This window comes from Cupriavidus campinensis (assembly GCF_905397395.1).
Taxonomy (GTDB): Bacteria; Pseudomonadota; Gammaproteobacteria; order Burkholderiales; family Burkholderiaceae; genus Cupriavidus; species Cupriavidus campinensis.
This window is the reverse complement of the sequence record NZ_CAJPVH010000005.1, coordinates 79,790-104,415: the sequence shown is the minus strand read 5'-3', so window position 1 is coordinate 104,415 and position 24,626 is coordinate 79,790. Positions and strand designations below refer to the sequence as shown.

The 24,626-nt window shown below is 66.1% G+C and carries 22 protein-coding genes and 1 pseudogene; 15 read left to right on the top strand and 8 right to left on the bottom strand.

The window, feature by feature from the left end:
• Positions 1–182: 182 nt before the first annotated feature.
• Entirely contained in the window at positions 183–1,157 is a 975-nt protein-coding gene (locus tag KHO18_RS05035; RefSeq protein WP_186296777.1) for a Bug family tripartite tricarboxylate transporter substrate binding protein, read from the top strand.
• A gap of 95 nt (positions 1,158–1,252) precedes the next feature.
• Positions 1,253–1,867 (top strand): flavin reductase family protein, encoded by a 615-nt coding sequence (locus KHO18_RS05030; RefSeq protein WP_144196548.1) that lies wholly within the window; start codon positions 1,253–1,255, stop codon positions 1,865–1,867.
• Positions 1,868–1,956: 89 nt separating this feature from the next.
• Here the strand turns inward: KHO18_RS05030 and KHO18_RS05025 are convergent, their stop codons facing one another.
• The 4 genes from KHO18_RS05025 to KHO18_RS05010 are packed head-to-tail and all read right to left on the bottom strand — an operon-like array spanning position 1,957 to position 5,846.
• Positions 1,957–2,316, bottom strand: a complete 360-nt coding sequence (locus KHO18_RS05025) for a hypothetical protein (RefSeq protein ID WP_144196549.1) — start codon at positions 2,314–2,316, stop codon at positions 1,957–1,959.
• Between the two features lie 16 nt (positions 2,317–2,332).
• Positions 2,333–3,127, bottom strand: coding sequence for a citryl-CoA lyase (locus tag KHO18_RS05020; protein WP_144196550.1), 795 nt, complete (start codon positions 3,125–3,127; stop codon positions 2,333–2,335).
• Positions 3,124–4,686 carry an AMP-binding protein gene (locus KHO18_RS05015; protein ID WP_211942865.1) on the bottom strand — a complete coding sequence of 521 codons (1,563 nt, stop codon included), beginning with the start codon at positions 4,684–4,686 and terminating at the stop codon, positions 3,124–3,126. The genes KHO18_RS05020 and KHO18_RS05015 overlap by 4 nt, the downstream gene beginning before the upstream one ends.
• Before the next feature lie 11 nt (positions 4,687–4,697).
• Entirely contained in the window at positions 4,698–5,846 is a 1,149-nt protein-coding gene (locus tag KHO18_RS05010; RefSeq protein WP_211942864.1) for an acyl-CoA dehydrogenase family protein, read from the bottom strand.
• A gap of 178 nt (positions 5,847–6,024) precedes the next feature.
• Between KHO18_RS05010 and KHO18_RS05005 the strand changes: the two genes are divergently transcribed.
• The 6 genes from KHO18_RS05005 to KHO18_RS04980 all read left to right on the top strand — a co-directional run bounded on the left by KHO18_RS05005 (position 6,025) and on the right by KHO18_RS04980 (position 10,354).
• On the top strand, positions 6,025–7,041 hold the full coding sequence (locus KHO18_RS05005; RefSeq protein ID WP_092294874.1) for a LacI family DNA-binding transcriptional regulator: 1,017 nt from the start codon (positions 6,025–6,027) through the stop codon (positions 7,039–7,041).
• Positions 7,042–7,160: 119 nt separating this feature from the next.
• A complete protein-coding gene (locus KHO18_RS05000; RefSeq protein ID WP_211942863.1) occupies positions 7,161–7,574 on the top strand; it encodes an acyl-CoA thioesterase in 414 nt (137 codons plus the stop codon).
• A 2-nt stretch (positions 7,575–7,576) separates the two neighbouring features.
• Positions 7,577–8,368 carry an enoyl-CoA hydratase/isomerase family protein gene (locus tag KHO18_RS04995; RefSeq protein WP_092294878.1) on the top strand — a complete coding sequence of 264 codons (792 nt, stop codon included), beginning with the start codon at positions 7,577–7,579 and terminating at the stop codon, positions 8,366–8,368.
• Positions 8,365–8,745, top strand: coding sequence for a RidA family protein (locus tag KHO18_RS04990; protein WP_092294880.1), 381 nt, complete (start codon positions 8,365–8,367; stop codon positions 8,743–8,745). Before KHO18_RS04995 ends, KHO18_RS04990 begins: the two co-directional genes overlap by 4 nt.
• A gap of 238 nt (positions 8,746–8,983) precedes the next feature.
• Positions 8,984–9,814 (top strand): DUF2092 domain-containing protein, encoded by an 831-nt coding sequence (locus KHO18_RS04985; protein ID WP_144196553.1) that lies wholly within the window; start codon positions 8,984–8,986, stop codon positions 9,812–9,814.
• Positions 9,815–9,826: 12 nt separating this feature from the next.
• Complete coding sequence (locus KHO18_RS04980; protein WP_092294883.1) at positions 9,827–10,354, top strand: hypothetical protein; 528 nt, start codon at positions 9,827–9,829, stop codon at positions 10,352–10,354.
• A 65-nt stretch (positions 10,355–10,419) separates the two neighbouring features.
• Here the strand turns inward: KHO18_RS04980 and KHO18_RS04975 are convergent, their stop codons facing one another.
• A complete protein-coding gene (locus KHO18_RS04975) occupies positions 10,420–11,250 on the bottom strand; it encodes a MipA/OmpV family protein (RefSeq protein ID WP_244844550.1) in 831 nt (276 codons plus the stop codon).
• A gap of 111 nt (positions 11,251–11,361) precedes the next feature.
• Between KHO18_RS04975 and KHO18_RS04970 the strand changes: the two genes are divergently transcribed.
• The 4 genes from KHO18_RS04970 (at position 11,362) to KHO18_RS04955 (ending at position 15,016) form a co-directional block, all read left to right on the top strand.
• Positions 11,362–12,555: a BamA/TamA family outer membrane protein gene (locus KHO18_RS04970; RefSeq protein ID WP_244844548.1), complete on the top strand. Its 1,194-nt coding sequence runs from the start codon at positions 11,362–11,364 to the stop codon at positions 12,553–12,555.
• Between the two features lie 245 nt (positions 12,556–12,800).
• On the top strand, positions 12,801–13,400 hold the full coding sequence (locus KHO18_RS04965) for a tetratricopeptide repeat protein (RefSeq protein ID WP_144196554.1): 600 nt from the start codon (positions 12,801–12,803) through the stop codon (positions 13,398–13,400).
• A gap of 48 nt (positions 13,401–13,448) precedes the next feature.
• On the top strand, positions 13,449–14,279 hold the full coding sequence (locus KHO18_RS04960; RefSeq protein ID WP_144196555.1) for a hypothetical protein: 831 nt from the start codon (positions 13,449–13,451) through the stop codon (positions 14,277–14,279).
• A gap of 197 nt (positions 14,280–14,476) precedes the next feature.
• Positions 14,477–15,016 (top strand): IclR family transcriptional regulator domain-containing protein, encoded by a 540-nt coding sequence (locus KHO18_RS04955; protein ID WP_244844546.1) that lies wholly within the window; start codon positions 14,477–14,479, stop codon positions 15,014–15,016.
• 177 nt (positions 15,017–15,193) lie between these two features.
• On the opposite strand, the pseudogene KHO18_RS28625 reads toward KHO18_RS04955, so the two are convergent.
• Positions 15,194–15,499 (bottom strand): annotated as a pseudogene (locus KHO18_RS28625) (DUF4148 domain-containing protein); the annotation flags it as partial.
• Positions 15,500–15,725: 226 nt separating this feature from the next.
• Here KHO18_RS28625 and KHO18_RS04945 point away from each other — a divergent pair.
• Entirely contained in the window at positions 15,726–16,538 is an 813-nt protein-coding gene (locus KHO18_RS04945; RefSeq protein ID WP_211942862.1) for a class I SAM-dependent methyltransferase, read from the top strand.
• 23 nt (positions 16,539–16,561) lie between these two features.
• Here the strand turns inward: KHO18_RS04945 and KHO18_RS04940 are convergent, their stop codons facing one another.
• Positions 16,562–22,096, bottom strand: a complete 5,535-nt coding sequence (locus KHO18_RS04940; RefSeq protein WP_211942861.1) for a trifunctional serine/threonine-protein kinase/ATP-binding protein/sensor histidine kinase — start codon at positions 22,094–22,096, stop codon at positions 16,562–16,564.
• A gap of 370 nt (positions 22,097–22,466) precedes the next feature.
• Between KHO18_RS04940 and KHO18_RS04935 the strand changes: the two genes are divergently transcribed.
• Complete coding sequence (locus KHO18_RS04935; RefSeq protein ID WP_144196557.1) at positions 22,467–23,303, top strand: enoyl-CoA hydratase/isomerase family protein; 837 nt, start codon at positions 22,467–22,469, stop codon at positions 23,301–23,303.
• Between the two features lie 30 nt (positions 23,304–23,333).
• The gene (locus KHO18_RS04930; RefSeq protein ID WP_144196800.1) at positions 23,334–24,011 is read left to right on the top strand and encodes a type 1 glutamine amidotransferase domain-containing protein; all 678 of its coding nucleotides are present in this window, start codon (positions 23,334–23,336) and stop codon (positions 24,009–24,011) included.
• 44 nt (positions 24,012–24,055) lie between these two features.
• On the opposite strand, the gene KHO18_RS04925 is transcribed toward KHO18_RS04930, so the two are convergent.
• Positions 24,056–24,565 carry a GAF domain-containing protein gene (locus KHO18_RS04925; RefSeq protein WP_211942860.1) on the bottom strand — a complete coding sequence of 170 codons (510 nt, stop codon included), beginning with the start codon at positions 24,563–24,565 and terminating at the stop codon, positions 24,056–24,058.
• Positions 24,566–24,626 lie beyond the last annotated feature (61 nt).

The following is a 24,626-nucleotide window of genomic DNA, read 5'->3' as shown; positions in this document are numbered from 1 at the left end:
AAACATCACATCGAAAACGTTATCGATTCTATTCCCCCGTATTTTCCCTGATAACGCATAGATCGATATTGACTCCCCAGGGTGCTGGGCCTACTGTACCGAAAACGTTTTCGAAACAGCGGGACCGGGCTAGCGGGATATGTTTAGGCTTGCGGGTTCGATCCAGCACCCTGGGGATGACCATGAAACGCTTGAAGCTCTTCTTTTCGATCCTGACCGTGTGCTGCGCGGGCAGTGCCGGTGCACAGACGGCCGATTGGCCGCACAAGCCGGTCAGGCTGGTGGTGCCTTACGCGGCAGGCGGGCCGGTCGACAATCTGGCGCGTGCATTGTCAGTGCAGCTGGCCACCATCTGGGGCCAGCCGGTGGTGGTAGACAACCGGCCGGGCGGCAACGAGGTCATCGGCGCCACGGCGGTGGCCAAGTCGCCGGGCGATGGCTACACGCTGCTGCTGGCCACCGATGCCGCCGCTACCCTGAACCTGTATGTGTTCAAGAAGCTCCCGTACGACCCGATCAAGGAACTGTCGCCGATTACGCGGGTGGCCATGGCCAATATGGCGATCGCCGTGTCGCCGTCGCTGCCGGTAACCGACCTGCGCAGCTTCGTGACCTATGTGAAGGCCCATCCCGGCCAGGTGAGCTACGGCTCGGCGGGCATCGGCAATACCACTCACCTCGCGCTGGCGTGGTTCGCCAAGGAGAACGGGCTGGAAATGGTCCACGTGCCATACAAGGGGCTCGCGCCGGCCTTGCAGGACGTGATGGGCGGCACCATCCAGGTGACGATTGGCGCGGGCTCCGTGGTCGGCCCGTTCGCGCTGGGCGGCAAGGTCAAGGCGTTGGGCATCAACGGGGCCAAGCGGGCTTCGATCCTGCCGAGTGTGCCGACGTTTGCCGAGGCCGGGTATCCGAAGCTCGACGCCAGCTTCCCGTTCAGCCTGCTGGCCCCGGGTGGCACACCGGAGGCGTTGCGCCAGAAGATCTATACCGACGTGAAGAAGGTGGTCATGAACCCGCAATTCCGCAGTGACAATCTCGAGAAGTACGCGCTGGACCCCGTGCTGGACTCGCCCCAGGAATACGCCAAGGCGCTGGTCAAGGATCGGGCGCTGGCCGTGGAGAAGGTCAAGGCCTCGGGCGCCCAGCTGGACTAAGCTACGCGCCCTGCCTGCCAGGACGGCGGCGGATGCTTCCCTGTCAGGGGCGTCCGCCGCCGGATGCATTTCTGCTTCAATCACACCACTGCCCCATGGAAGACGACGTCTATTTCTATCGCCCGGATGCCGGCCACGGCCTGCCCCATGACCCGTTCAAGGCGATTGTCGCGCCGCGCATCATCGGCTGGATTTCGAGCCTCACCGCCGCCGGCACCCCCAACCTCGCGCCGTACAGCTTCTGCGCGGCAATGTGTTCCGATCCGTACATCATTGCGTTCTCCAGCGAGGGCTACAAGGACAGCGTGCGCAATATCGAGGCGACGCGCGAGTTCGCGTGGAACTTCGTCAGCCGCGAACTGGCCGAGAAGATGAACGCCACGTCCGAGCCGGTGGACCCCCACGTCGACGAATTCCGCCTCTGTGGCGTGGCGCCGGCGCCCGGGCGTGCCATCCGCGCGCCGCACGTGGCGGCGTCTCCGGCCGTGCTGGAATGCAAGCTGCTGGATGTGCGCGAGATCAAGGACCTGAACGGCGACGGCACCGACCACTGGCTGGTGCTGGGCCAGGTGGCCGGCGTGCATATCCGCCGCGCGTATCTGCGCGATGGCCTGTTCGACACCTTCCTGGCCGACCCGGTGCTGCGCGCCGGCTACCGGGCGGACTACATGCACAGCGGCAAGCGGCTGGAATTGTATCGGCCTTATTGAACGATCGTGGCCGATGCCGGCCCCGGCAGAGAAAAGCCCCCGCAACTCCTGGAGTGGCGGGGGCTTTGACTTTGGATGCGCGGACAGGGCTAGCGGCGCCGCCTGAGTTGCTCAAGATGCCGGGCGTGGCGATGGCGCACCGTCCAGATCAGCGCGCGCAGCACGGTGGCGCCGGAAGCCTTGACGGCCTCGGTGCAGCGCTCCAGGTCGGCTTCGGCCGGAAAGACGCGCAGCTCCGCCGCGCTGCCCAGCGCCACGGCCATCTCCGAGATCGACCGGGCGGCAATGGCGTTGCGCAGCAGGTTTTCCAGCCGCTGCTGTACCGCATGATCGCGGTCGTCCGCGCCCCGGGCGCCGTGCCGGACGTCCTTCACGCAGGCGCGGATGCGATGCAGCAGTTCGCTGGTGGAGAGCGAATCGCCGGCATGCACGGCTGGGGCCCGGGTCACGCGCCTGTCCCTGTGGTCAGGCTTCGTCAGCGGGACGCAGATGCGCGCTGGCCTCGTGCTCGATGCGCAGGTAGAGCGTTTCCGCCATCGGCTGGCGCATTTCCTCGAGGATGTGGCCGACCAGTCCGACCGAGCGCGCGGCCACGGCGAGGCCCCGGCAGATCTTCCAAGAAATGCCCATCTCCGAGGCCACCGCGGCCATCGCGCCGGTGACGTTGACCGGGAGGGGCCGCTTGGCCTGCTGCGTCGCCTGCTCGCCCAGCGCCACCATCAGCCTGATGTACGGGCCATCGAAGCCGGTTTCCTGGGCGACCTTGAACAGCGCCGGCGCGCGCGGGTCAATGGGCTTGTGGAAGGGGTGGCCGATGCCCGGGAGGATCTCCTTGCGGCTGCGGTACCCCGCCACGATGTCGGCGGCCAGCGCGTTCATGTCGACGTCATCGCCCACTTCCTGGCCTGGGAGCGACTCCTGCAGCAGGCGCGCGGCGTTGTCCAGCGAGCCGACGAACACCGAGCCCAGCCCCAGCAGGCCGGCGGCCACGGCGGCCTGCACCGCCTCCGGCGCGCCGCAGTAGGTCATGCGGGTGGCCAGCGAGGACGGCGTGATGCCGTGCTCCACCAGGATCACCATCATCGCGTTGAACATGCGCAGCTCGTTGTCGTCCGCCGGCAGCCGGCCGAAGATCTGCAGGAAGGCCATCTGGCCGAAGTCCAGCTTGCCGACGATCTCGTCGCACAGGTCGAGGCCATGGATTACCACGCGTTTCGGCGTGGCCCAGGCGATGTCCGATTTGATTTCCTTGAGTTTCATGGCGTCTTCCTTGTGTGGTCTTGGGGGTTCGGTGCGGTTTGAAGATGTTGCCGGGCGAGATCGCGCAGGACGTGCTTGAGAATCTTGACGCCGTTGGGGCCGTCCACCTGCGGGAAGGCGTCCAGCGCCACGATGCGCCGGGGCAGCTTGAACCCCGCGATGCCGCGCTTGCAGAACTCCAGCAGTGCCGCTTCGCTCACGTCTGCCTGATAGGCGGCCTGATGGGCGCGGATGAACGCCACCGCGACGTCGCCTTCCCCCTCCTGGTGAACGCCCACCACCTGCGCCGCCGCCACTGCCGGGTGCGTGACGAGGAATTCCTCGATCTCGGCCGGGTCCACGAGGTAGCCGCGCAGGCGCAGCGTGTCCTTGAGGCGCGACAGGTACTGGAACGCGCGGCCCTGCGCCCGGGCGAGGTCACCTGTGCGCAGCCAGCCATCGGAGGTAAAGGCGTCCGCCGTGGCGGTCGGGTTGTTGAGGTAGCCGGCCGTTACGTTGTAGCCGCGCAGCTGCAATTCGCCCTGTTCGCCTTCGGGGACGACTTCGCCGGTCGCGGGATCGACGATGCGGAACGAAATCACGGGCGCAACCGGGTGGCCCCCGGCCAGCCGGCGTTCGTCGCCAGTCGCGTTGGTATCGCGCAGCGCGGCCAGCGCGAAACATTCGGACATCCCGTAGATGGCGGTGAGCGGCACCTGCCAGTCGGCCCACGCCTTGTCGGTGATGCGGCTGCCCAGTCCCGCGAACTCGGCGAAGCCGCCCCGGCGCCAGTTTCGGAAGCTGTGGCCGGGCACGCCGAGGACCATGTCGAGCATGGCGTCGGAGCCGTAGAAGTGGGTCACTGCATGGCGTTCCATGGCCTCGGCCGCGGCCTGTGCCTTGAACACGGGCAGGAACACGCAGGCCGCGCCTGCTGCCAGCGAGGAGATCGCCAGGACGAAGCCCATCACGCCGTAGAGGGGCAGGGCGCAGAGGGTGGCGTCGCCGGGCCGCATGTCCGTGGCCGCCGCCACGTTCAGCACGTGCGTGACGATGCCGGCCTGCGTGTGCACGGCCAGCTTGGGTTTGCCGGTGGTGCCCGAGGTGCTGAAGGTGCACCACGGGTCCAGCCCCTCGCCGAGGCTTGCCGCGCGCGCGGGATAGGCGTCCCACATGAACTCGCCGGTCACCGGCACGTTGACCACATGCTCCAGCGCGCCGACGGCGTGCTGGATGGCCGAGGCGGCTTCCATATAGTCGAAATCCAGGAAGCGGGTGGGCACCACCAACATCCGTGCCTGTGCCGTATTCACCACATGGAGCGCTTCGGCCGTTTTCAGCCGGGTGCTGACGGGCACCACCAGCACGCCCAGCTGTGCCGCGCCAAACAACAACTGCAGCCAGACGGCGCCATCGGGAATCCAGACGGCAAGCCTGTCGCCCCGGCGCAGGCCCCGCTCCCACAGGAAGCTGGCAGCGCGCTGGGACGCCTGCTGGAGTTCGCCCCGGGTAACGGGTTGGCCTGCCTGATAGAAGGCGGGCAGGTGCGGATCATGGGCGGTCAGGATTTGCTGATACATGAATCCGTCCCTCACTGCGCCAGCGCGGCGCGAGCAATCTGCAGGCGCTGCATCTCGGAGGTGCCTTCGCCAATGCGGAATGCCCGCGCGTCGCGGTAGAAGCGCTCGACCGGCAGCTCGCACATATAGCCCATGCCGCCGAAGATCTGGAGCACACGGTCGGACACCCGGCAGCCCATTTCGCTGGCGAACAGCTTGGCGCGGGAAGCGGCAATGCGCGCCGCCGGGTCGCCGGCTTCGATCAGTTCCGCCGCGCGGCCAATCAGCAGGCGCGCCGCTTCGATATCGACATCGTTGTCGGCGAGCATGAACTGGATGCCCTGGTGCTGGCCGATGGCGTTGCCGAACGCCTTGCGCTCGTTGGCGTATTCGCAAGCCATGGCCTGGCCCCGCGCGGCCAGGCCGAGCGAGCGGCTGGCGGAGAGCAGGCGGTCCTGGTTGATCGACTGCATCATGCCGAGGAAGCCGGCGTTGGGCGCGCCGAGCACGTCCTCGTCCGGGACGAAGCAGTCCTCGAGCGTGAAGCCGTTGAGGTGGTAGCCGCGCCAGCCCATCTTCTTGTAGCGCGTCATGCCGACCACGCCGGGGTTGCCCTGCCGGACGATAAAGGTGCCGAAGCGGTCCTTCAGCGAGGCGGCCGGGTTGGTCACCGCCAGGACGATGATGTAGTCCGCGGTTTCGGCATGGGAAATGAAGTGCTTGCTGCCGGTGAGCGTCCAGCCGCCCGGCACCTTGACCGCGCGGGTCTTCAGGCCGCCCAGGTCGGAGCCTGCGTTCGGCTCGGTCAGGGCGTAGGTGATGGTTTTCTTGCCGGACAGGACATCGGGCAGGAAGCCGGCGCGCTGCGCGGCGTTGGCCTGCGTGAGCTGCAGCGGCAGGTGGCCGAAGACTTCGCTCAGCGGCACCGATGTATAGGTCAGCTCCTCCAGCACCACGACCTTGGCGGCGGCGGAGAGGCCGGGGCCGCCGATGGATTCGGGCAGGTTGAAGCCGTATAGGCCCAGCCCCGCCACCTCGGCGCGCAGCTGCGCCAGCAGGTCCAGTTCGACGTCGTCGTCGGTCTCGATCTGCTGTTCGAGCGGTACCAGACGCTGGCGGACAAAGCGCCTGGCGGTCTCGCGGATCATGGAAAGCTCGGTGTCTTGGGAAGTGTCGTGCATGGTGTGCTCCTCGCCGGGGTTTTATCGGGCCATCGAAAACGTTTTCGAAAGAGTAGTGTTTGAACCAGGGGAAGTCAAGCAGGTGGGGCAAGGTCCTGCGGAAAACGGTTTCGGTCCAGATAGGCGCAGCCCGGCGCGGTGAGGGATAATGTTGTCCAAAGCACCTCAGGAATCCCAAGTGGACATCAAGGAATTTGCCGCCCATCTGAAGCTGTCGGTCAGCACGGTCTCCAAGGCGATGAACGGCCGGGCGGACGTCAGCCGTGACACGCGCGAACGCGTGCTGAAGGCCGCGGCGGAACTCGGATTCAGCCCGGACCCGGCTGGCCGGCGCCTGCGCCGCCAGTCGTCGGACACGATTGGCTTTGTGATCTCGGCGCCGCAGACGCAGTTCGCGCATCCGTTCTTCCTGAACATGCTGTCGGGGATCGACGAAGCGCTGGATGGCACCAACTACCAGGTGATCATCGCGTCCGGCCGCACCGTGGAAACGGAAATCGACGTTTTCAAGCGGCTGGTGGAGAAGCAGCGCGTGGATGCGCTGCTGTTCGGCCGTACGCGCCGGCACGATGAACGGATCGAATATCTGCTGGAACGGGACATCCCGTTCGTGGCCTTTGGCCGCAGCGAGAGCTCGCAGGACTTTCCGTTTGTCGATATCGACGCAACCGTGGTGGGCCGGGATGGCTGCGGGCGCTTTATCGCGTTGGGTCACCGCCGGATTGCGCTGGTGCACCCGCCCGAGTACCTGATGTTCAGCTACTGCCAGCGGCTTGGCTATGAAGAGGCGCTGCGCGCGGCCGGCATTCCGCTCGACCCGGCACTGTGCGTGGAGGAAGCCATGACAGAGGAGGGCGGGCTGCGCGCTGCACGTGCGCTGCTGGCGCTGCCCAATCCGCCCACGGCTTTTGTCTGCGGGCAGGACATGGTGGCAGTGGGCGTGATGCGGGCGATTGCCGAGGCCGGCAAGGTCGTGGGCCAGGACGTTGGCGTGATCGGCGGCGACGACCATCCCGTGGCGCGGCTCGTGACGCCGCCCCTCACGACCTTCACCGCCGAAACCAATCGCGTCGGCAAGCGCCTGGTGGAAATGCTGCTCGCCCGGCTAGACGGCGCGGACCCCAGGACCTTGCAGGAAGTCTGGCGGCCCGAGCTGATCCTCCGTTCGTCTGACGGCCCGCCCAGACCCCGCTAATCCCCTTCGATGATCGACCCGGCGCAAGCTTTGCCTTGTGCCGTGCCGCTCTGCATGCTATCTTTTACGAAAACGTTTTCGAACAAACCGGAACCGTATGGAGGGACAGGATGACGAGGTTGGAAAGTGCGGAAAGCGCCAGTTTTTCGACGCGTTTAAGGCTGCGCAACGGCGACACGGACCAGTTCCGGCACGTCAATAACGCGGCGATCGCCACCTGTTTCGAGGAAGCGCGGATGGCGATCTTCCAGCAGGCCGATCTGGCGCCCTGCATGGCAGGCAAGACCGTCGTGGTGGCGCACCTGGCCATCGATTTCCTCAGCGAGGTGTTCTACCCGGGTGAAATCGAAGTCAGAACCACGCCCGTGGCGGCCCGGAATACCTCGTTCGAACTGATGCAGGGGCTTTATATGGGCGACACCCTCTGCGCACGGGCCAAGGCGATCTGCGTGCTGATGGATGCCGCGCAAGCCCGGCCCACGCCGCTCCCTGATGCCTTCCGCGACCGCTTAACCCTCAGACCTTGCGCGTGACCATGAAAACCTTCACTACCTTGATTCTCGACGTCCGGGATGACATCGCCGTCATCACGCTGAATGACGTGCAGCGGCGCAATGCGCTGTCCCGGCGGATGGTCGGCGACATGTTCGACGCCATCGAGTCCAGCCAGGCGCAGGGCGCCCGGGCGCTGGTGATTGCCGCCAATGGGCCGACGTTCTGCGCCGGCGCCAATATCGATGACCTGCGCGATGGCTGGATGGAGCAGGCCGACCCCCGGACCGACCCCGCCTTGCTGTTCCGCCGGCTGGCGGAAGAGAAGCGGATCGTCGTGGCGGCGGTGCAGGGGCCGGCCGTGGGCGGCGGCTTCGAGCTGACGCTGGCCTGCGATCTGGTCATCGCGGAAGAGGGGGCGTGGTTCGCGCTGCCCGAGGTGACCCGGGGCGTCATCCCCAATACCGGGCTGGCGCTGCTCCAGCACATCGTCGGTACCCGGCAGGCACTCGAACTTGTACTCACCGGGAAGCGATTGCCGGCGCCCGAGGCGCTGCAACGTGGGCTGGTAAATGAAGTGGCGGAGAAGGGCGCGTCGCTGGGCCGGGCCTTCGAGCTGGCGAAATCCATCGTCGCCAACGCCCCGCCGGGCGCGCTGGCGGCGGCAAAGGGCCACCTCCACGCCCATGCCGGCTATGACTGGGGCCGGGTGGTCCGCTCTGTGTCCGACGTGCCGCGTGCCGAATGGCAGGAAGGGCTGGATGCCTTCACCGAGAAACGCGCGACGGATTTCGACCGCCTCTGGCAGGCCAGCCAAAGGGGGCAACAGGCATGATCGAGTACATCAACCATGCCAGCGCGCCGTTGCCGCGCGGCCATTATTCCCAGGCGGTCAAGGCGAATGGCTTGATATTCGTGTCGGGCCAGCTCCCGATTATGTTGGGCGATGACCTGAAAATCCCGGCCGGCCTCGACGCCCAGGTCAGGCAGGTGTTCGACAACCTGAAAGCCATCCTGCTGGCCTCGGGCAGTTCGATGCAGAACCTGGTCAACGTGCAGATATTCATCGCCGATATCGCCAACTGGCCCCGGGTGAATGAACTCTATGCCCAGATCCTCGGTGACGGCCCGGCGCCGGCGCGCACGGTGGTCCCGTGCCCGACCATCCACTATGGCGCGGAACTGGAAGTCAATGCGATAGCCGTGGCCTAGACGGCGCCGCAGCGCCCCATCAGCAAATGGTGCTCCGCTTAGGAGCTTTTCTGGCCATCCTGTTTTCCGGGATGGCTTTTTTTTGCATTTTTCCCGCTGGTGGGCGGCATGCGTCACAGCGCAACACTTTTCATGCCGATTATCGATAGTTGTTAATTCGATGAAAGAAAAATTGACTTCCGTAAGACCGCGAAGTGGAGAAGGATCAGGCACGAAACCAGATTTCAGGGAGCCTGCCATGAGACGCATTGCGGTATCGAGCCTGCTTGCCGTTTCGCTCTGGGGCTGTAGCCACGCGCCATCGACGCCTCCGGCGGCTCCTGCGCCCCCCAGCGCTTCCAAATCGAACGCGGCGCCGCCCCCGGCCCCGGCTGCGTCTTCGTCCGCGCCCCCAGCGGCCAATGCCGTGGACCCGGCTGTGGTGCAGGCGCTGCAGAACATGGGCAAGTACCTCCAGACGCTGCGCACGTTCGAGGCGCAGGTCGACCTTTCCGGCGAACGCGTGCTCCAGGATGGCCAGAAGCTGCTCCACATGGCTACGGCCAAGGTGGACGTGCAACGCCCGAACATGCTGCGCGCCGAAATGCGCAGCGCACGGTCTGCGCGCGACCTGATCTACGACGGCAAGACGGTGGTGCTCTACCTGCCCGAGCAGAAGTACTACTCGAAGGCGCCGTTCACCGACAACCTGGATGAGCTGGGGAACCGGCTGCAGGAGCGGTACGGCATCGAACTGCCGGTGGCGGACCTGTTCCTCTGGGGCACGCCCCAGGCACCGCTCGGGAATATGACCTCCGCGATGAATGCCGGCCAGGACGTCGTGGATGGCGAGGTCTGCGACCACTATGCCTTCCGCCAGGACAATGTCGACTGGCAGATCTGGATCGCCACCGGCGCGCGGCCCCTGCCGCGCAAGCTGGTCATCACCAATCGTGCCGATGAGGCACGCCCGCAATCGGTCTCGCTGATCCGGTGGCGCGTCAATCCGGGCTTCAATGCATCCCGCTTCACGTTCACGCCGCCCAAGAATGCCACCGAGGCGAAGTTCGTTCCGCTGAAGTCTCAGTAAAGGAGCTGCATCATGCACCACGCTATTGGGAAGGGCTTCTTGCTGTCGATGGCCGTGATCTTCCTCGCCGCAGCCACGGCGTGGGCCCCTGTGGCGGACGCGCGTCCCGCTGGCGGAGGCGGGCACGCGGGCGGCAATCGTGCCGCGGCGGCGCCGGCGCGGGGCGGCGGCGGTGGCGCGCAGCACGTCAACAACCAGCATGTGGATGCGCGCGCCAACAACGTGCGCAGCAACAGTGTCAACAGCGTCAATACCAACCGCAACGTGAACGTCAATTCGAACCGCAACGTGAACGTGAACGTGGAGGGCGGCGGCGGGTGCTGCCACAACGGTTGGGACAATGACTATCACCCCGTGGCGACGGCTGCGGCGGTGACCGCCACCGTTGCGGTGACCTCCGCTGTGATCGGCTCCATGGTCCGCACTGTGCCGCCCGGGTGTGCGCCGGTCAATTACGGCGGCATGGTGTACCAGCAGTGCGGCACCACCTGGTATCAACCGCAGGGCTCGCAATACGTGGTGGTGAATCCACCTTACTGACGGGCATGGTACGAGGGCCAGCGAGGGGTGGCCTTCCTGTTTCCCAAGTCGGGAGGGCAGTGCGCCTAGCGCCAGGCGTAGGCGATGCCGGCGCCGTAGGTCACCTGGTTGCGCGTGCCGCGCTGCGTGACGATGGGGCTGTCGGCGGCGCTGCCGGTGATGCGCTGGTAATAGACCATGGCGCCCGCATGCCAGTGCTTGTCGATCCGATAGATCGCCCCGAGCCAGCCCGTGCCCTGTTGCAGGCCGCTGCCGGGCGTGTAGACGGGCAGGCCGCTGGCGGCGCTGTCTTCGGCAGTGACGCCGAAGTAGGTCCGGTTGAAGCTGCCGCTTACCCACGTCAGGCCCATGCCGAGCCCGAGCATCATTCGGGTGTGCACGGGCACCCAGAAGGTACCCGTGGCCGACACACGGGCCCCGCCATACACGATGCCCGCGTTGGTCAGCACATTGATCCCGCCGCGCAGGCGGTACGGAATGCCGCCGCTATGGATGTACTCGTAGCTGATAAAGCCGCCGGCTTCCACGGTGGTGTCGATCTCGTGGATCCTGGCGACGACGGCGTCGTCGACATTGTTCCGCCCCAGGCGGAGCGAGACGGCCGGGCCGTACTGGAAGCCGGTCAGGCTGCCGAAGTTGAACTGGGCGTAGGGGCCATACCATTCCAGCAGCCGGCCGCTTTCCGAGGTGTAGCGCAGGCCCGGCAGCACGCCGATCATGCGTTCGTTGCCGCCCGCGTACTGGGTGGTGGAGCCCACGCCAACGCCAAACATGTTCGGGATCGTGCTGGGCAGGTCGAAGGGAGAGGCCATCGCCGTGGAGGCGGCGCCGGCCAGCAGCACGCCAAGGAACCGGCTCGGCGCAGGCTTCCGGCGGTAGGGCGGTCGCGCGCTCATCGTAAGAGTCTCCTTGCGGCGAACCCGCGCAGGCACGCGGGACTGGCCATCTGCGGATTGTGCAAGCGCCCGGCCGGCAAGAGAAGTCAGTCTTTTCGGGCGGCCCGTTAAATGAAATCGACGCCTTCCCGCCGCTGGTTTGTGTCGATGTGTGTGTCGATTGGCCTGGCAGGTGCGGCCCCGCCCGGGCAGGCGGACGAGCCGGTGGAAGCCGTGGAGGGCGCGGCGAGCGCGGAGGAAAAGCAGGGCTGGATCGACAGGATACTCACCAAGCTCGGCGCATCGGACGCCGTGGACGTGAGCCAGGGCATCGACTGGGGCGTGCTGCCGGGACCGTTCTATAACCCGGAAACGGGCTTCGGCATCGGCGCGGCGGCAATCGGCCTCTACAAGCCGGCCAACGCCGCGCAGGAGACGCAACTGTCCACACTGTCGATTCGCGGCTTCGGCACCGTCAAGGGCGCCTACGGCATCTCGATCGAGAACAACACGTTCTTTGCCGACGACAGCTACCGCTTTCTCATCGAGGCGGATCTCATCAACATGCCCACTGCCTACTGGGGCATCGGCTACGGCAGCGCCATCGACAGTGCCAACAAGGAGGCGTACACGCGCAAGGAGGTGGTGCTCCAGCCGAAGATCATGATGCGGGTACGCCCCAACGTCTACGTAGGGGCGGGGTGGAGCTTGCAGTACGACGATGCGGTGAAGCTGGAGCGCGGTGCCGACAGCAAGCTGGCAACCGATCCCCACGGCCCACGCGTGCTCAGCTCCGGGGTCAGCGCGCATTTCTCGTACGACACGCGCGACTTCATCCCCAATCCTTACCGGGGCGAATCGCTGCTGGCCAACGTCACCGTCTACCGCCGCGGACTTGGCAGCGATACCAATATGGAGAACGTGGAACTCACGTTCAACAAGTACTTCCGCATGCGCGAGCGCGATGTGCTGGCCTTCGACGCCTACGCCAACATGAACTGGGGCGATGTGCCGTGGGACATGATGGCGACCCTCGGCAACAACAAGCGGATGCGCGGCTACTTCTCGGGTCAGTTCCGGGACAAGGTCATGGCCGGGGTGCAGGCCGAGTACCGCTGGCACATCGCCGGGCGGCAGGGCATGGTCTTCTGGCTCGGCACCGGGGCGGTCAGTCCCAATGTGGGGGCGCTGTTCCGGGGGCACTGGCTGCCGAACGGCGGTATCGGCTACCGCTTCGAGTTCAAGCCCCGGGTCAACGTTCGCTTCGATGCCGGGGTGGGGCGCAATACGAAAGGCGTGTATTTCCAGATCAACGAGGCGTTCTGACATCGGGCACGTTCATCGCTCACATCCCGTACACGACTGATCGGGCGGCGGGAGGCCCTGCTTCCTGCCTTTCTTATAGGGTTTACCCCAGTAAGAACGTGTCCGTGACGCAACAAAATTACTGATTCGTATTACGGTGTGTTGCAATCCCCACATACAATGCCGTTACAATCTACACGTTTACTTACAAAGCTAAGTATTCGAGGCATTGCAAAAAAAATAAATATGTTCGGGGTGGGGTTGCCATGCGTGTTTCCGTTTCTTTGGTGTTCGTGACAGTTTTGAGCCTGGCGGGATGCGCCGGGCAGACGGCGGAAGGGCAGTTGTCCCGCTCGCCAACGGTGCGCGTGTGCAACGGCAATGCCTGCGCCGAGCAGGACCGACGCCTGACCACATTCCAGGGCGCGCCCGTCGATATCGAGGCCGAGCGCCGCATGCAGGCCCTGACCGAAGTGGCGGAACGCAATCCCAACGCGGCCTATGACTTGGGCCTGCGCCTGCTGCGCGGCGACGGCGTGGAGCGCAACAGCTATCAAGCCCTCGAGTGGATGCGCAAGGCCGGCGACAACGGCCACGTGCAGGCCCAGCTGGCGCTTGGGCGAATTTATCTGATGGGCTTTGAGGAAATGGGCGCGGACCCGGCGGAAGCCGAGGCCTGGCTGACCCGTGCCGCCTCCAAGGGCAGCAAGGAAGCCCGCGACCTGATCCCGCAAGCTCAGGCCGCCAAGAAGGACGAACAGAGTCTGTACCAGGTACGCGAGGCGTATCGCAAGTCTTGGTACGCGTGGTACAGCAGCTACCCGTATTACTGGGTCTGGGGCCCTTCCGGCTGGTATCTGCGCTAAGCCCGCCCCCTCCTCCTCTTTCCATCACTTCCAACAACAGGCGATTTCATGCCCAAGAAGACTTCTTTGCGCTTGGCCGCACTGGCCGCGTCCCTGGTTCTGGCTGGCTGTGCCATGCCGGGCGCCGGCGGTAGCATCTCCACTGGCACGGCACCGACGGCCGCCACCGGCGCCGCGGGCGGCGCAAGCAGCGTGAATGCCAATCCGTCGCTGGAGCGCTGCGACGCGCCCCTGGGCACGCTCGCCGTGGATGATGGCCGTGGCAAGGAGTGGTACGCAAGCTTCGGCGCCACGACCAAGATCACGACTATCGAGCCGCTGATCCGCCTGGCCGTGCAGCAGTCGAACTGCTTCGTGATTACGTCTGTCGGCAACAATCGCACCGAGAGCAAGCTGTCGTCGATCACCGACAAGCAGCGCAATTCGGGCGAGTTCCGGGCTGGTTCGAAGCAGCAGAAGGGCCAGCGCGTGGCCGCCGACTTCTACATGGAGCCGGCCATCATCATCGACAACGACGCCACGGGCCAGCTGGCTGCCGGTGTGGGCAGCCTGTTTGGCGCCGCCGGCGCACTGGTTGGCGGTGCCATGCAAAGCAAGGCATCGGTCGTGACGCTGACGATGTTCGACATCCGCTCGGGCGTGCAGCTGTCCATCTCCGAAGGCAACGCCACGGCCACCAACTTTGGTGCCGCCATGGGCGCCTTTGGCGGCGGTGCGGCTGGCGGGCTTGGCGGCTTCTCCCGCACGCCGGAAGGCAAGGCCACGGTTGCAGCGTTCATGGACGCCTACAACAACATGGTGGTCTCGCTGCGCAACTACAAGGCGCAGGAAGTGAAGGGCGGACTGGGACGCGGCGGCCGCCTGAAGGTCGGCTCTTAATCGTCTTGGCAGTGCCCCCGGCCACCGCGCAACGCGGTGGCTGATCAGGCGGGAGACGGGCACACTAGTCCGTCAATCTCCCGCCGCCTGTGCCGCCTTCGCCGCCTTCGCCGCCTTCGCCGCCTTTCGCGCAAGGCGACACGAATCCCTCCTCCCGTCCGTTCCCGTGCCAGTATCCGGATCGCCCGATCAAGCTCGTGGTGGGATTCCCGCCGGGCGGTACGCCGGACGCGATCGTGCAGCGCCCGTCCAAGGCTGTGTCGGAAGGGCTGCGCAATGCCGATCTGCAGCGCGTAGTGCGGCAGGATGGCGCCCGGGAGGCCGCGTTGGTGAACGGCACGGCGTCACATATGCTGGATTTCGACGATGCACACTTGCAGTCCCGCGTGCATCCGTCCGTGCCGCTGTGGCCGGCGATTCTCGCGCAGGCCGAAGGGGGCCGGCATCACGGCATCACGGCATCGATGCAGCAGGTCCGTCGCCTGGGGTACGCCATCAATCGGGGCGAATGGCGCCCGGGCGTGAACGGACTGGCCGCGCCCATTTTCGATGGAACGGGCGCGGTCATTGCGGCGGTTGGTATTTCCGGACCGGACACACGGCTGCGGCCCACGCGTTTGCGCGATTTGGCCGCAGCCGTGTGCGAGGCAGCCGAGCAGCTATCCACAGGGCTCGGCGAATTCGGCCCGCATGCCTCGCTGCTGCGCGTGACCAACCACTGGGGCGGGCTGCGCTAGGGCCTGGACATGCCTGCATCGTCAAGCGCCGTCGAAGAACGCATTGCGGGGCCGGTCAATGCGCGGGATTGCCGATGCAGCGGCCATCGTTGCCATCGGCTTCTGTGCCGGCGTGGGCGAGGCGGTGGTTGTGCCGGCTGCTACGCGTGCCTCGGCGGCCTGGAGTTTGGCCGGATACGTGCTGCCGACGCGGAACGGATCGTATCCGGCCTTTTCCACCTGCACCAGATCCTGCCGGACTTCAGCGCGGGTTTCCGGCTGGATGGCCGGCGTGCCTTGCTGCGCAGCCACCTTGGCCTCCGCCGCCTGGATATCGGCGGGATAGTTGTTGGTGTTGCCGAACGGGTTGTAACCGGCTTTCTCTACACGGATGAGGTCCGCGCGCACTTCCGCGCGGGTAACCGGGCCCGGAGTGCTTTGTGCAAAGGCCAGCGCGGGCAGGGCGACAAGGGCCAGGCCGGTGAGTCGTACAAGTGTTTTCATGATGTGCTCCTTGCGAACTAACGGGTGGATCCGGATGGATCCACGACGCTTCTCAGCGTCTGATGCCAGCATGCGCGTGTACGGCCGGCGCGATTTTCGGGTTCGCATGGATTTCTTGCGCGATCACGATGCAGGAGACTGGTGGGCGGTTGCAGCGCAGCGCGATCCACTTTAGGCGCGCGGAGGCATCGGCAAGCGCACGATCAAGCGCTTTCAAGGGGGAATCATGACGGATTGCGATCAAGTGTTTGCGGGCACGATCCCGAGGTTCTACGACACGTTCATGGTTCCGTTGATCTTCGAGACCTATGCCGCCGATCTGGCCGCGCTGGTTGCGGCCGCCCCGCCCGGCGCGGTGCTGGAGACGGCAGCCGGCAGCGGCGTGGTCACGCGCGCGCTTGCGCCCAAGCTGGGCGCCGGCGCGCGCTATGTGGTGACCGACCTCAACCAGCCCATGCTCGACTATGCCGCCAGCCGGCAAGGGCCCGACAGCCGCATCGAATGGAAGCAGGCGGACGCGCTCAACCTTCCGTTCGAGGCGGCGTCATTCGACGCTGTCTGTTGCCAGTTCGGCGCGATGTTCTTTCCCGATCGGGTCGCCGGCTATGCCGAGGCGCGTCGCGTGCTGAGGCCGGGCGGGCGTTTCATCTTCAATGTCTGGGATCGCATCGAAGAGAATGTCTTTGCCAATGACGTTACCGAAGCCGTTGCCACGGTGTTCCCGCACGACCCGCCGAGATTCCTCGCGCGTACGCCGCATGGCTATCACGATGTCGCGCTGATCCGGGAGGAGTTGGCCCGCGCCGGGTTCGCCGGCGTCCAGATCGAGACCCGCGAGAAGCTGAGCCGCGCGAACTCGGCGCGCGACGTCGCCGCCGCCTATTGCCTGGGCACGCCGCTACGGAACGAGATAGAGGTGCGGGACGCCAGCCTGCTGCAACACGCTACGGACCGGGCGGCCGAGGCGATTGCCAGCCGCCATGGCGACGGTCCCGTGGCCGGGAAGATCCAGGCCCATGTAATCGTGGCGGCAGGCTAGCTGTCGCCCGGCAAGGATCAGGGCTACAACTGGTTCGGCGGGTCCTGAAGGCAAGGCATTCGCGACGCTCCGGACTGCACGGGCACCGTGAACTGGATGAGGGCGCCGCGCGGTGCGTGCTCGCTGGCCCATAGCCGGCCGCCGTGCGCGTCGATGATCGACTGGCAGATGGACAACCCCATGCCCAGGCCAGAGGGCTTGGTGGTATAGAAGGGCGCAAATATGCCGGCAGGGTTCAGGCTGCCGAAGCCCGGGCCGGAATCCCGCACGGTAACGAGGACGCAGCCTTCGGCCGTATAGCCCGTGGCAATCAGCAGATGCCGTTCGGCCTCGCTGACGCCAAGCATGGCCTCGATCGCATTGACGATCAGGTTGAGCAGCACCTGCTGCAACGCCACGCGCTCGCCCTCGATGGCGGGCAGGTCGCGCGCAAGCTGCATCTCCACCCGGGCGTGGCTCTGCCTCGCTTCGCCGCCGGTGAGCGCGACCACCTCGCGGATGGCGGCGTTGATGTCCACCCGTTCCTTGCCGGGCGGCGCCTTCCTGATCATTTGCCGAATCCGGCCGAGCACATCCGCCGCGCGATTGGCATCCTTGACGATGCGCTCCAGCGCGAGCCGGACTTCGTCGAGGTCGGGGCGCGGCAGGTTGAGCCAGCGCGTCGCGGCCTGGGCGTTGGTCACGGTCGCGGCAATCGGTTGATTCACTTCATGCGCGATGGAGGCTGCGAGCTGCCCCATGGTGGCCACGCGGTTGGCGTGCGCCAGTTCCGTCTGCACCTCGCGATAGCGCCGTTCGCTCTCGCGCACCCTGTCTTCGGCCTGCTTCTGCTCGGTCAGGTCCAGCACGAAGGCGACGCCATCCCGCCCGCCGGGTTCGAACGTCGCCAGGCCGACGATGACCGGTACCCGGCTGCCGTCCTTGCAGAGGTACTCCGTCTCCAGCGGCGGCACGCGCCCCGTCAGGATCAGCGCTGCCGCGGCTCGATCGGTGTCCTGTTGCATGTCCGGCGGCGTCAGGTCCCGCCAGCGGAAGTGGCCCGAGACCAGATCCGTCCGCGCGTATCCCACCATGTGAAGAAACGCGTCGTTGGCTTCCAGGATCTCTCCATCGTCGCGCCAGACGGCGATGCCGATGATATTGGCCTCCACAAGCCGCCGGATCCTGGCCTCGCGCTCGGCAACGTCGCGATACAGGCGCGCGTTCTCCAGCGAGATCGCGGCCTGTGAGGCCACCAGCCGCAATACCGCAATGCGTGACGGACTGAATACCCGTGCCGCCAGATTGTTCTCGAGGTAGAGCGCGCCCGTGAGCTTGGCCTGGGTCATCAGCGGCACGCAGAGGATGGAGCGGGCGCGATGCTGGCGGATGTACGGGTCGGCGGCATAGGGCGGTTCGGCCGCAGCGTCGTCCAGAAAGAGGGGCTCCCGCGTGCGCATCACGTGGTTGAGCACGGACGCCGGCAGGATCGCCGCGCTGACCGGCACATCGTGCGGATGCAGGCGGGTCGCGTCGCTGGTGGCTTCCGCGGCAATCCGCTGTGCGCCGCCGTCTGACAGGATCAACAGGCCGCGTTCCGCCCCGGCCTGTTCGATGGCGGTGCGCAGGATCATGTCGATCAGCTTTTCCAGCACGATCTCGCCCGAGGCGGCCTGCGTCACCTTGATCACGGTGGCGAGGTCCAGCTGGTCGACCGGTGTGGCCATCGTGTTCGTCGCGCCGGGCGTGGCGGCCTCCGCGCGCAGGTACGGATGCTGTGCCTCGAGCTGGCGGGCCTTCCCATCCGCCCCCCAACGCAGGTAGCCGTAGTGGGCGTCCCGCAGATACGCCCGCGCGATCTTCTCAAAGCCGCGCGCCGCGTAGAAACGGGCCGCGAGTTCGTTCGCCAGGGCTTCGATGTTGAGGAAGCCGTCGTCGCGCGCCACGCGGATGGCCTCCTCGTAGCGGTGTTCCGCATCGATGTCGCGGCCTTCGACGCGGGCGATCTCGGCGGCCACGAGCGCGGCGTGGCAGGCGAAGTTCTGGGGGCAGAGATCCGCCCAGACCCGCAGTTCACGATGATGGTCGGCCAGGATGTGCAGATGCGGCGGTCGGTCGCCGGCCGGGAGCGTGCCGCAGAGGTCAGCCCGGGCCAGCGCGCCGTAGAGGTAGTACTCGGCTTCCTCGAGGAACGCGTGCGAGCTCCAGAGCCGCGCCTTGGCATGGGCAGCGGCCTCCATCGCCGCTGCGCAGTCGCCGGCAAGATAGCGCGCCTGGAGTTTCCGGATCCAGTACCAGCAGGCGAAGACCGGAGACGCTGTCGATAAGCGCTGTTCGATGCGGCTTTCGTTGAAGTGTTCGCCATCGAGGCAGCCGAAGGTCGGGGTGATGCCGCGCAGCATGTGGATCAGCGCCAGCTGGGTCTCGCTGAAGCCGATGGCAATGCCGAAGCGCACCTGTCGGGCATACGCCAGGCCGCGTTCGGCTTCGCTCTGTAGCGCGGGCAGGGGCTCACCGGCAAAAAGCAGGTCCGACAGCAGGTTGTTGCGCGTGAATGCGCCGGACGGAATATCGCCGACGCGGTTCGCCGCGTCGAACGCACGCTGCAGTTGCTCGCCGCACGTGCGCACCGGTTGCGACCAGCGTGCAACAAACACGGAGAACGACAGGTAGGTGCGCGCTTCATAGCGCTTGAGGCCGCGTCGCTCGACGAGCTGGCAGCCGAGTTCCCCGAACCGGAATCCCGCCTGATAGTCTCCGAAAATCCGCCCGGTCACCCTGGCGAAGTTGGTATAGGCCACGCACGACGCATCGGTATTGCCGTGCTCGAGGCTGAGGCTGATCGCCTTGCAGATCGTCAGCCAGGCCAGGTTGCCATCCTCGCGGGCCGTATGCAGGGCGGGCGAGGAAAGCTTGGCCAGCGCCTGGATCGTGGCGAGGGCGACCGGGTCTTCCATTGGTGGAAGATCGATCAGGGTCTCGATTGGCCGGTCACCGAGCAGCGACCAGATGCGCGCGTATTCGTGACGTACCGCGATCTCGTCCGGCTGGGGCGACCATTCGATGCCCACCTGACGGAGCAGGGCGAGGCAATCCGCGACCGCGCGGTCGCCCTGGCCGAGAATCAGGTACAGATCCATCTGCCAGCAGGCGATCTCCAGACGTTCGACCACGTTCACGGCGCGCTCGGCCAACGTCATGAAGCGCGTTTCGGCGGCGGTCAGCTGGCCGATCAGGAATTCACACTGGGCCCGGTTCGATTCCAGCGCAAACATCAGGTCATAGTGGTGTTGCCAACCGCCGTCCTGCAGCAGGCTGGCGCCGGCGCCGAGATACGCCACCGCGGAGGCATAGGCGGTGGACGCCTTGGCGCGCTGGCCTGCGAGCAGGTTGAATTCGGCCAGCTGCTCGCGTTCGGCGCACGCCGTGATCAGTGCGGCGCCGCGATTGAGGTGGCCGACGATTTCGAAGATTGCCTCGTCGCGTTGCGCCGGCGGCGTGCGGGCGGCCAACAGCCGGCCGATCCGCAAATGCGCCTCGCTGCGCAGGGCCTCGGGAATCAGCGTGTAGGCGGCTTCATGCACGCGGTCGTGCACGAACGCATAGGTGGTTTCCTGCCGGATCACCAGTTCCTGGCGAATCGCCTCCCACAGTACTGTGTGGATCTGCACCTCGGGCATGCCGAGCACCGCCGCCAGCGTCGTGATCTCGGCAGCGTTGCCGAGGCAGGATAGCTGCTGCAGCGCCTGCTGCGTCGGCGCCGGCAGCTTGGCCAGCTTGCCGACCAACAGGGCCACGACGTTGTCGGTGTAGCCCTTGGCGTGGATGCGCGCCGGGTCCCAGCGCCATTGCCGCGTGGCGTGGTCCGGGGTGAGCAGGTCTTCGTCGACCAGCGCGTGCAGGAACCGGATCACGAAGAACGGATTGCCGGCGGTCTTTTCATGCACCAGTTGTGCCAGGGGCTCGATCCGTGCCGGCTCCCCATGCAGCGCCTCCGCGAGCAGCTGACTGATATGCGCGCTGGCAAGCGGCGCCAGCTGGATGTCATCGACGCGCGCGCCCGCGTTGCGGATGGCCTGCAGCTTGCCCGTCAGCGGATGGGCGGCACCGACCTCGTTGTCGCGGTACGCACCCACCAGCAGCAGGTAGCGCAGGTCCGCGTGCGTCAGCAGGTCTTCGATCAGGTCCAGTGTGGCGGCGTCCAGCCATTGCAGATCGTCCAGAAACAACGCGAGCGGGTGTTCCGGGCGGGCGAATGCGCCGAGAAACGCGCGGAATACCAGCAGGAAGCGGCGTTGCGCCTGCTGCGGCTCAAGCTCGGGTACCGGAGGCGGCTCGCCGATGATGAGCTTCAGCTCGGGAATGAGATCGGTCATCAGCCCCGCATTCGGCCCCAGCGCTGCCAGCAGGGCGCTGCGCCAGCGCTCCAGCTCCGCATCGGACTTGCCGAGCAGCATCCGCACCAGGCCCTGGAAGGCCTGCACCAGCGTGGCGTACGGAATATCGCGCTTGTACTGGTCGAACTTGCCAGATGCAAACAGCGCGCGCGGCGGCACCAGCGCCCGGTGCAACTCGTTGACGACGGAGGATTTGCCGATGCCGGAGTAGCCGGACACCAGCACCAGTTCCGGCGTGCCGGTGCCGACTACCCGGTTGAACGCGTCGATCAGGGTGCGCACTTCGTGCTCGCGCCCGTACAGCTTCTCGGGAATCAGCAGGCGGTCGTGCGTGCCGTGCGCGTCGAGCGGGAAGTCCTCGATGCGGCGCTGGCGCTCCCAGTCTTCCAGGCAGCGGCGCAGGTCGTGCTCCAGCCCGACGGCGGTCTGGTAGCGCTCCTCGGCCGTCTTGGCGAGCAGCTTCATGACGATGCGCGAAATCGTCGCCGGTACGGTTTCCTGCCGCGCGCGCGGCGACACCGGCATCTTGGCGATGTGGCAGTGTATCCACTCCATCGGGTCCGTGGCGGTGAACGGCAGCGCGCCGGTCAGCATCTGGTAGAGCGTGACGCCGAACGCGTAGAGGTCGCTGCGCGAATCGATCGACCGGTTCATCCGCCCGGTCTGCTCGGGTGCCATGTAGGCCAGCGTGCCGGCGATGGTCTCGGGCGGCTTGGGCGCCTGGCGCTCGCGCGGCAGGCGCGAGGCCAGGCCGAAGCCGGTGAGCCGTGCCTGCCCGTCGGCGCAGTTCACGACGATATGGGTCGGCTTCAGGTCCTTGTGAAGCAGCCCGCGCTGGTGGAGCCCGCATAGCGCGCTGGCGATGTGCACTGCGTGGCGCAGGAATGCCCCGATCTCCATCGGCGCGCCAAGCAGGCGCGAGAGCGGCTCGCCACCCGGATCCTCGAGCACCAGCACAGTCTGGCCGGCCTCTCGCACCAGTTCCAGCGGCCGGATTGCCCAGGCGCTGTCCAGTTCGTCCTTCAGGCGATATTCGTGGCCAAGGCGGTCCAGGCTGGCCGGCGATGGCTGTTCCGCAGCGGGCCGTGCCAGCAGGAAATCGCCGCCGGCCTCGTCCGGGCGCCGTCCTCGATAGAAGACACGCTCGCCGTCGTCCCACAAGATCTGCAGTCCGTTACCCATTACCCCGAAGCATCATGTAGCGCATTCCTGCGGACGCAGGTATCGCGTGAAGATACGCCGACGCCGCTGCGGCACCATTGGGGAATAGTATGATTATGTGACTATTAGTCCATATTTGCGATGCGACATCCATGCCCTGGTCCTTCAGCCTGTGGCATACCTGCCCGACCCAGCGCACTGGCTTTGCACCTGAAGGGTGCGCTCGCTGATCGCCTGGCATACCGAAAATCGCTTCCTATAATCATCTGGCTCTTCACGCGCGAGAGCCGCCAAGGGGTGGCGCCACGACAGGTGCGAGCGCCACCCGGCATCCTGCCTGGCCCGTACCGGGAATGGCTTCGAGGATCAGGCATCGACTCAGGGTGCAACGATGACGCAGCAATTCCACATCACGCGCGTGACACCAGCCTACTGGCGTGTCACGGTCGACCATCCGCCATTCAATATCTATGGTCCGGAATCCATGCCGCAGCTGAACCAGGTCATGACCGAGCTCGAAAGCGCTGCGGACCTGAAGGTGGTGGTGTTCGATAGTGCCGTGCCGGGCTTCTTCCTGACCCACTACGATTTCGTGCCGCCGCTCGAGGTCACCACCCGCATGGCGCCCGGGCCGACCGGCATGCCACCGTTGCCCGACATGCTGGTCCGCCTGAGCCGGGCCCCGGTGGTGTCCATCGCGTCGATCCGCGGCCGTGCCACGGGCGTGGGCAGCGAACTGGCGCTGGCCTGCGACATGCGGTTTGCCAGCCGGGAGAAGGCGGTGCTCTCGCAGTTCGAGATTGGCGCGGGTTTTGTGCCCGGAGGCGGGCCCATGGCGCGCCTGCCACGGCTGATGGGGCGGGGGCGGGCGCTGGAGGTGCTGCTCAGTGGCGCCGATATCGACGGCGCGCTGGCCGAGCAATACGGCTACGTGAATCGCGCGCTGCCAGATGCCGAACTGGATGCCTTCGTCGATGGACTGGCGCGGCGCATAGCGTCGTTCGACAAGACCTCCATCTCCGAAATCAAGCATCTGGTCGATGTGGCCAGCCTGCCGCCGGATGAGGACATCGCAGCGGAGTGGGATCGATTCATCGCCTCCGTCCAGCGGCCCGCCGCCCAGCGGAATATCGGCCGGCTCATGGAGCTGGGGCTACAGGAAGCGCCCGATGTCGAAATTCATCTCGCCAGATACACCGGCCAGGTGAACCAGCCGGCCGACAGGTAGACCCCCACTTTCGCTCAACGGAGAAACATGATGAAGATCCTGATGGTCCTGACCTCGCATGACCAACTCGGCAATACCGGCCGCAAGACGGGTTTCTGGCTTGAAGAGCTGGCCGCACCGTATTACGCCTTCAAGGATGCGGGCGCTGACATCGTCCTGGCCTCGCCCAAGGGTGGCCAGCCGCCACTGGACCCCAAGAGCAACGAGCCGGATTTCCAGACGGAACTCACGCATCGGTTCGAGGCCGACGCGGCCGCCAAGGCGCAGCTTGCCGCCACCGTGCGGCTGGATTCCGTCTCGCAGGCGGATTTCGACACGGTGTTCTATCCGGGCGGCCATGGCCCGATGTGGGATCTGGCCGAAGACAAGCACTCGATCGCGCTGATCGAGTCGTTCATTGCCGCCGGCAAGCCCGTGGCACTGGTCTGCCATGCGCCGGGCGTGCTGCGGCATGTGGTGACGTCCGACGGCAAGCCGCTGGTGCAGGGCAAGAAGGTCACGGGCTTCACCAACACCGAGGAAGCCGCCGTGGGGCTGACGCAGGTGGTGCCGTTCCTGGTGGAGGACGAACTGAAAGCCAAGGGCGGCCTCTATTCCAAGGGGGATGACTGGGCACCCTACGTGGTCGAGGATGGCCTGCTCATCACGGGCCAGAACCCGGCGTCCTCGGCGGCAGGGGCAGCGGCCTTGTTGAAGCGGCTGGCATGAGGTAACGCCCGCCGCCAGGGCGCGCCGATGACGTGATCGGGTGTTCAGCCCTCGATGCGGCGCGCCCAGGCGAGTTCGACGAACACCGCGCACAGCGCTTCCATGCCCGCCTGGTCCGCTTCGTCGAAGCGGGCTTCGCGGGGGCTGTCGACGTCCCACACGCCAATCAGCGTGCCATCGGGTGCAAACAGCGGCACCACGATTTCCGAGCGCGAGGCCGCATCGCAGGCTATATGACCGGGGAAGGCGTGGACATCGCGCACCAGTTGCGTGGCGCGCGTCTGCGCCGCCGTGCCGCAGACACCGCGCCCGATGGCGATGCGTACGCAGGCCGGCTTGCCCTGGAAGGGGCCCACCACCAGTTCGGTGCCATCGTAGAAATAGAAACCGGCCCAGTTCAGGTCGGCCAGCGAGTGGTAGACCAGCGCCGAGAAATTCGCGGCATTGGCGATCAGGTCGCGCTCATCGGCAAGAAGCCCGCGCGCCATGTCCACCAGCGTGGCGTACTGGTCAGACTTCGGGGCGGCGCAGAGATCGTCGGAAAGCTGGAACATCGTGAAGGGGCCGGAGGTGTTGCGGAAGGGCCGATGATATACCGGCCGGCTGCCGCCTTCA

Excerpts from the sequence above, each read along its gene's own strand:
- KHO18_RS05035 (WP_186296777.1), top strand. The coding sequence starts at position 183 with ATGAAACGCTTGAAGCTCTTCTTTTCGATCCTGACCGTGTGCTGCGCG.
- KHO18_RS05030 (WP_144196548.1), top strand. The coding sequence starts at position 1,253 with ATGGAAGACGACGTCTATTTCTATCGCCCGGATGCCGGCCACGGCCTG.
- KHO18_RS05020 (WP_144196550.1), bottom strand. The coding sequence starts at position 3,127 with ATGAAACTCAAGGAAATCAAATCGGACATCGCCTGGGCCACGCCGAAA.
- KHO18_RS05015 (WP_211942865.1), bottom strand. The coding sequence starts at position 4,686 with ATGTATCAGCAAATCCTGACCGCCCATGATCCGCACCTGCCCGCCTTC.
- KHO18_RS05010 (WP_211942864.1), bottom strand. The coding sequence starts at position 5,846 with ATGCACGACACTTCCCAAGACACCGAGCTTTCCATGATCCGCGAGACC.
- KHO18_RS04995 (WP_092294878.1), top strand. The coding sequence starts at position 7,577 with ATGAAAACCTTCACTACCTTGATTCTCGACGTCCGGGATGACATCGCC.
- KHO18_RS04990 (WP_092294880.1), top strand. The coding sequence starts at position 8,365 with ATGATCGAGTACATCAACCATGCCAGCGCGCCGTTGCCGCGCGGCCAT.
- KHO18_RS04985 (WP_144196553.1), top strand. The coding sequence starts at position 8,984 with ATGAGACGCATTGCGGTATCGAGCCTGCTTGCCGTTTCGCTCTGGGGC.
- KHO18_RS04980 (WP_092294883.1), top strand. The coding sequence starts at position 9,827 with ATGCACCACGCTATTGGGAAGGGCTTCTTGCTGTCGATGGCCGTGATC.
- KHO18_RS04975 (WP_244844550.1), bottom strand. The coding sequence starts at position 11,250 with ATGAGCGCGCGACCGCCCTACCGCCGGAAGCCTGCGCCGAGCCGGTTC.
- KHO18_RS04970 (WP_244844548.1), top strand. The coding sequence starts at position 11,362 with ATGAAATCGACGCCTTCCCGCCGCTGGTTTGTGTCGATGTGTGTGTCG.
- KHO18_RS04965 (WP_144196554.1), top strand. The coding sequence starts at position 12,801 with ATGCGTGTTTCCGTTTCTTTGGTGTTCGTGACAGTTTTGAGCCTGGCG.
- KHO18_RS04960 (WP_144196555.1), top strand. The coding sequence starts at position 13,449 with ATGCCCAAGAAGACTTCTTTGCGCTTGGCCGCACTGGCCGCGTCCCTG.
- KHO18_RS04945 (WP_211942862.1), top strand. The coding sequence starts at position 15,726 with ATGACGGATTGCGATCAAGTGTTTGCGGGCACGATCCCGAGGTTCTAC.
- KHO18_RS04940 (WP_211942861.1), bottom strand. The coding sequence starts at position 22,096 with ATGGGTAACGGACTGCAGATCTTGTGGGACGACGGCGAGCGTGTCTTC.
- KHO18_RS04935 (WP_144196557.1), top strand. The coding sequence starts at position 22,467 with ATGACGCAGCAATTCCACATCACGCGCGTGACACCAGCCTACTGGCGT.
- KHO18_RS04930 (WP_144196800.1), top strand. The coding sequence starts at position 23,334 with ATGAAGATCCTGATGGTCCTGACCTCGCATGACCAACTCGGCAATACC.
- KHO18_RS04925 (WP_211942860.1), bottom strand. The coding sequence starts at position 24,565 with ATGTTCCAGCTTTCCGACGATCTCTGCGCCGCCCCGAAGTCTGACCAG.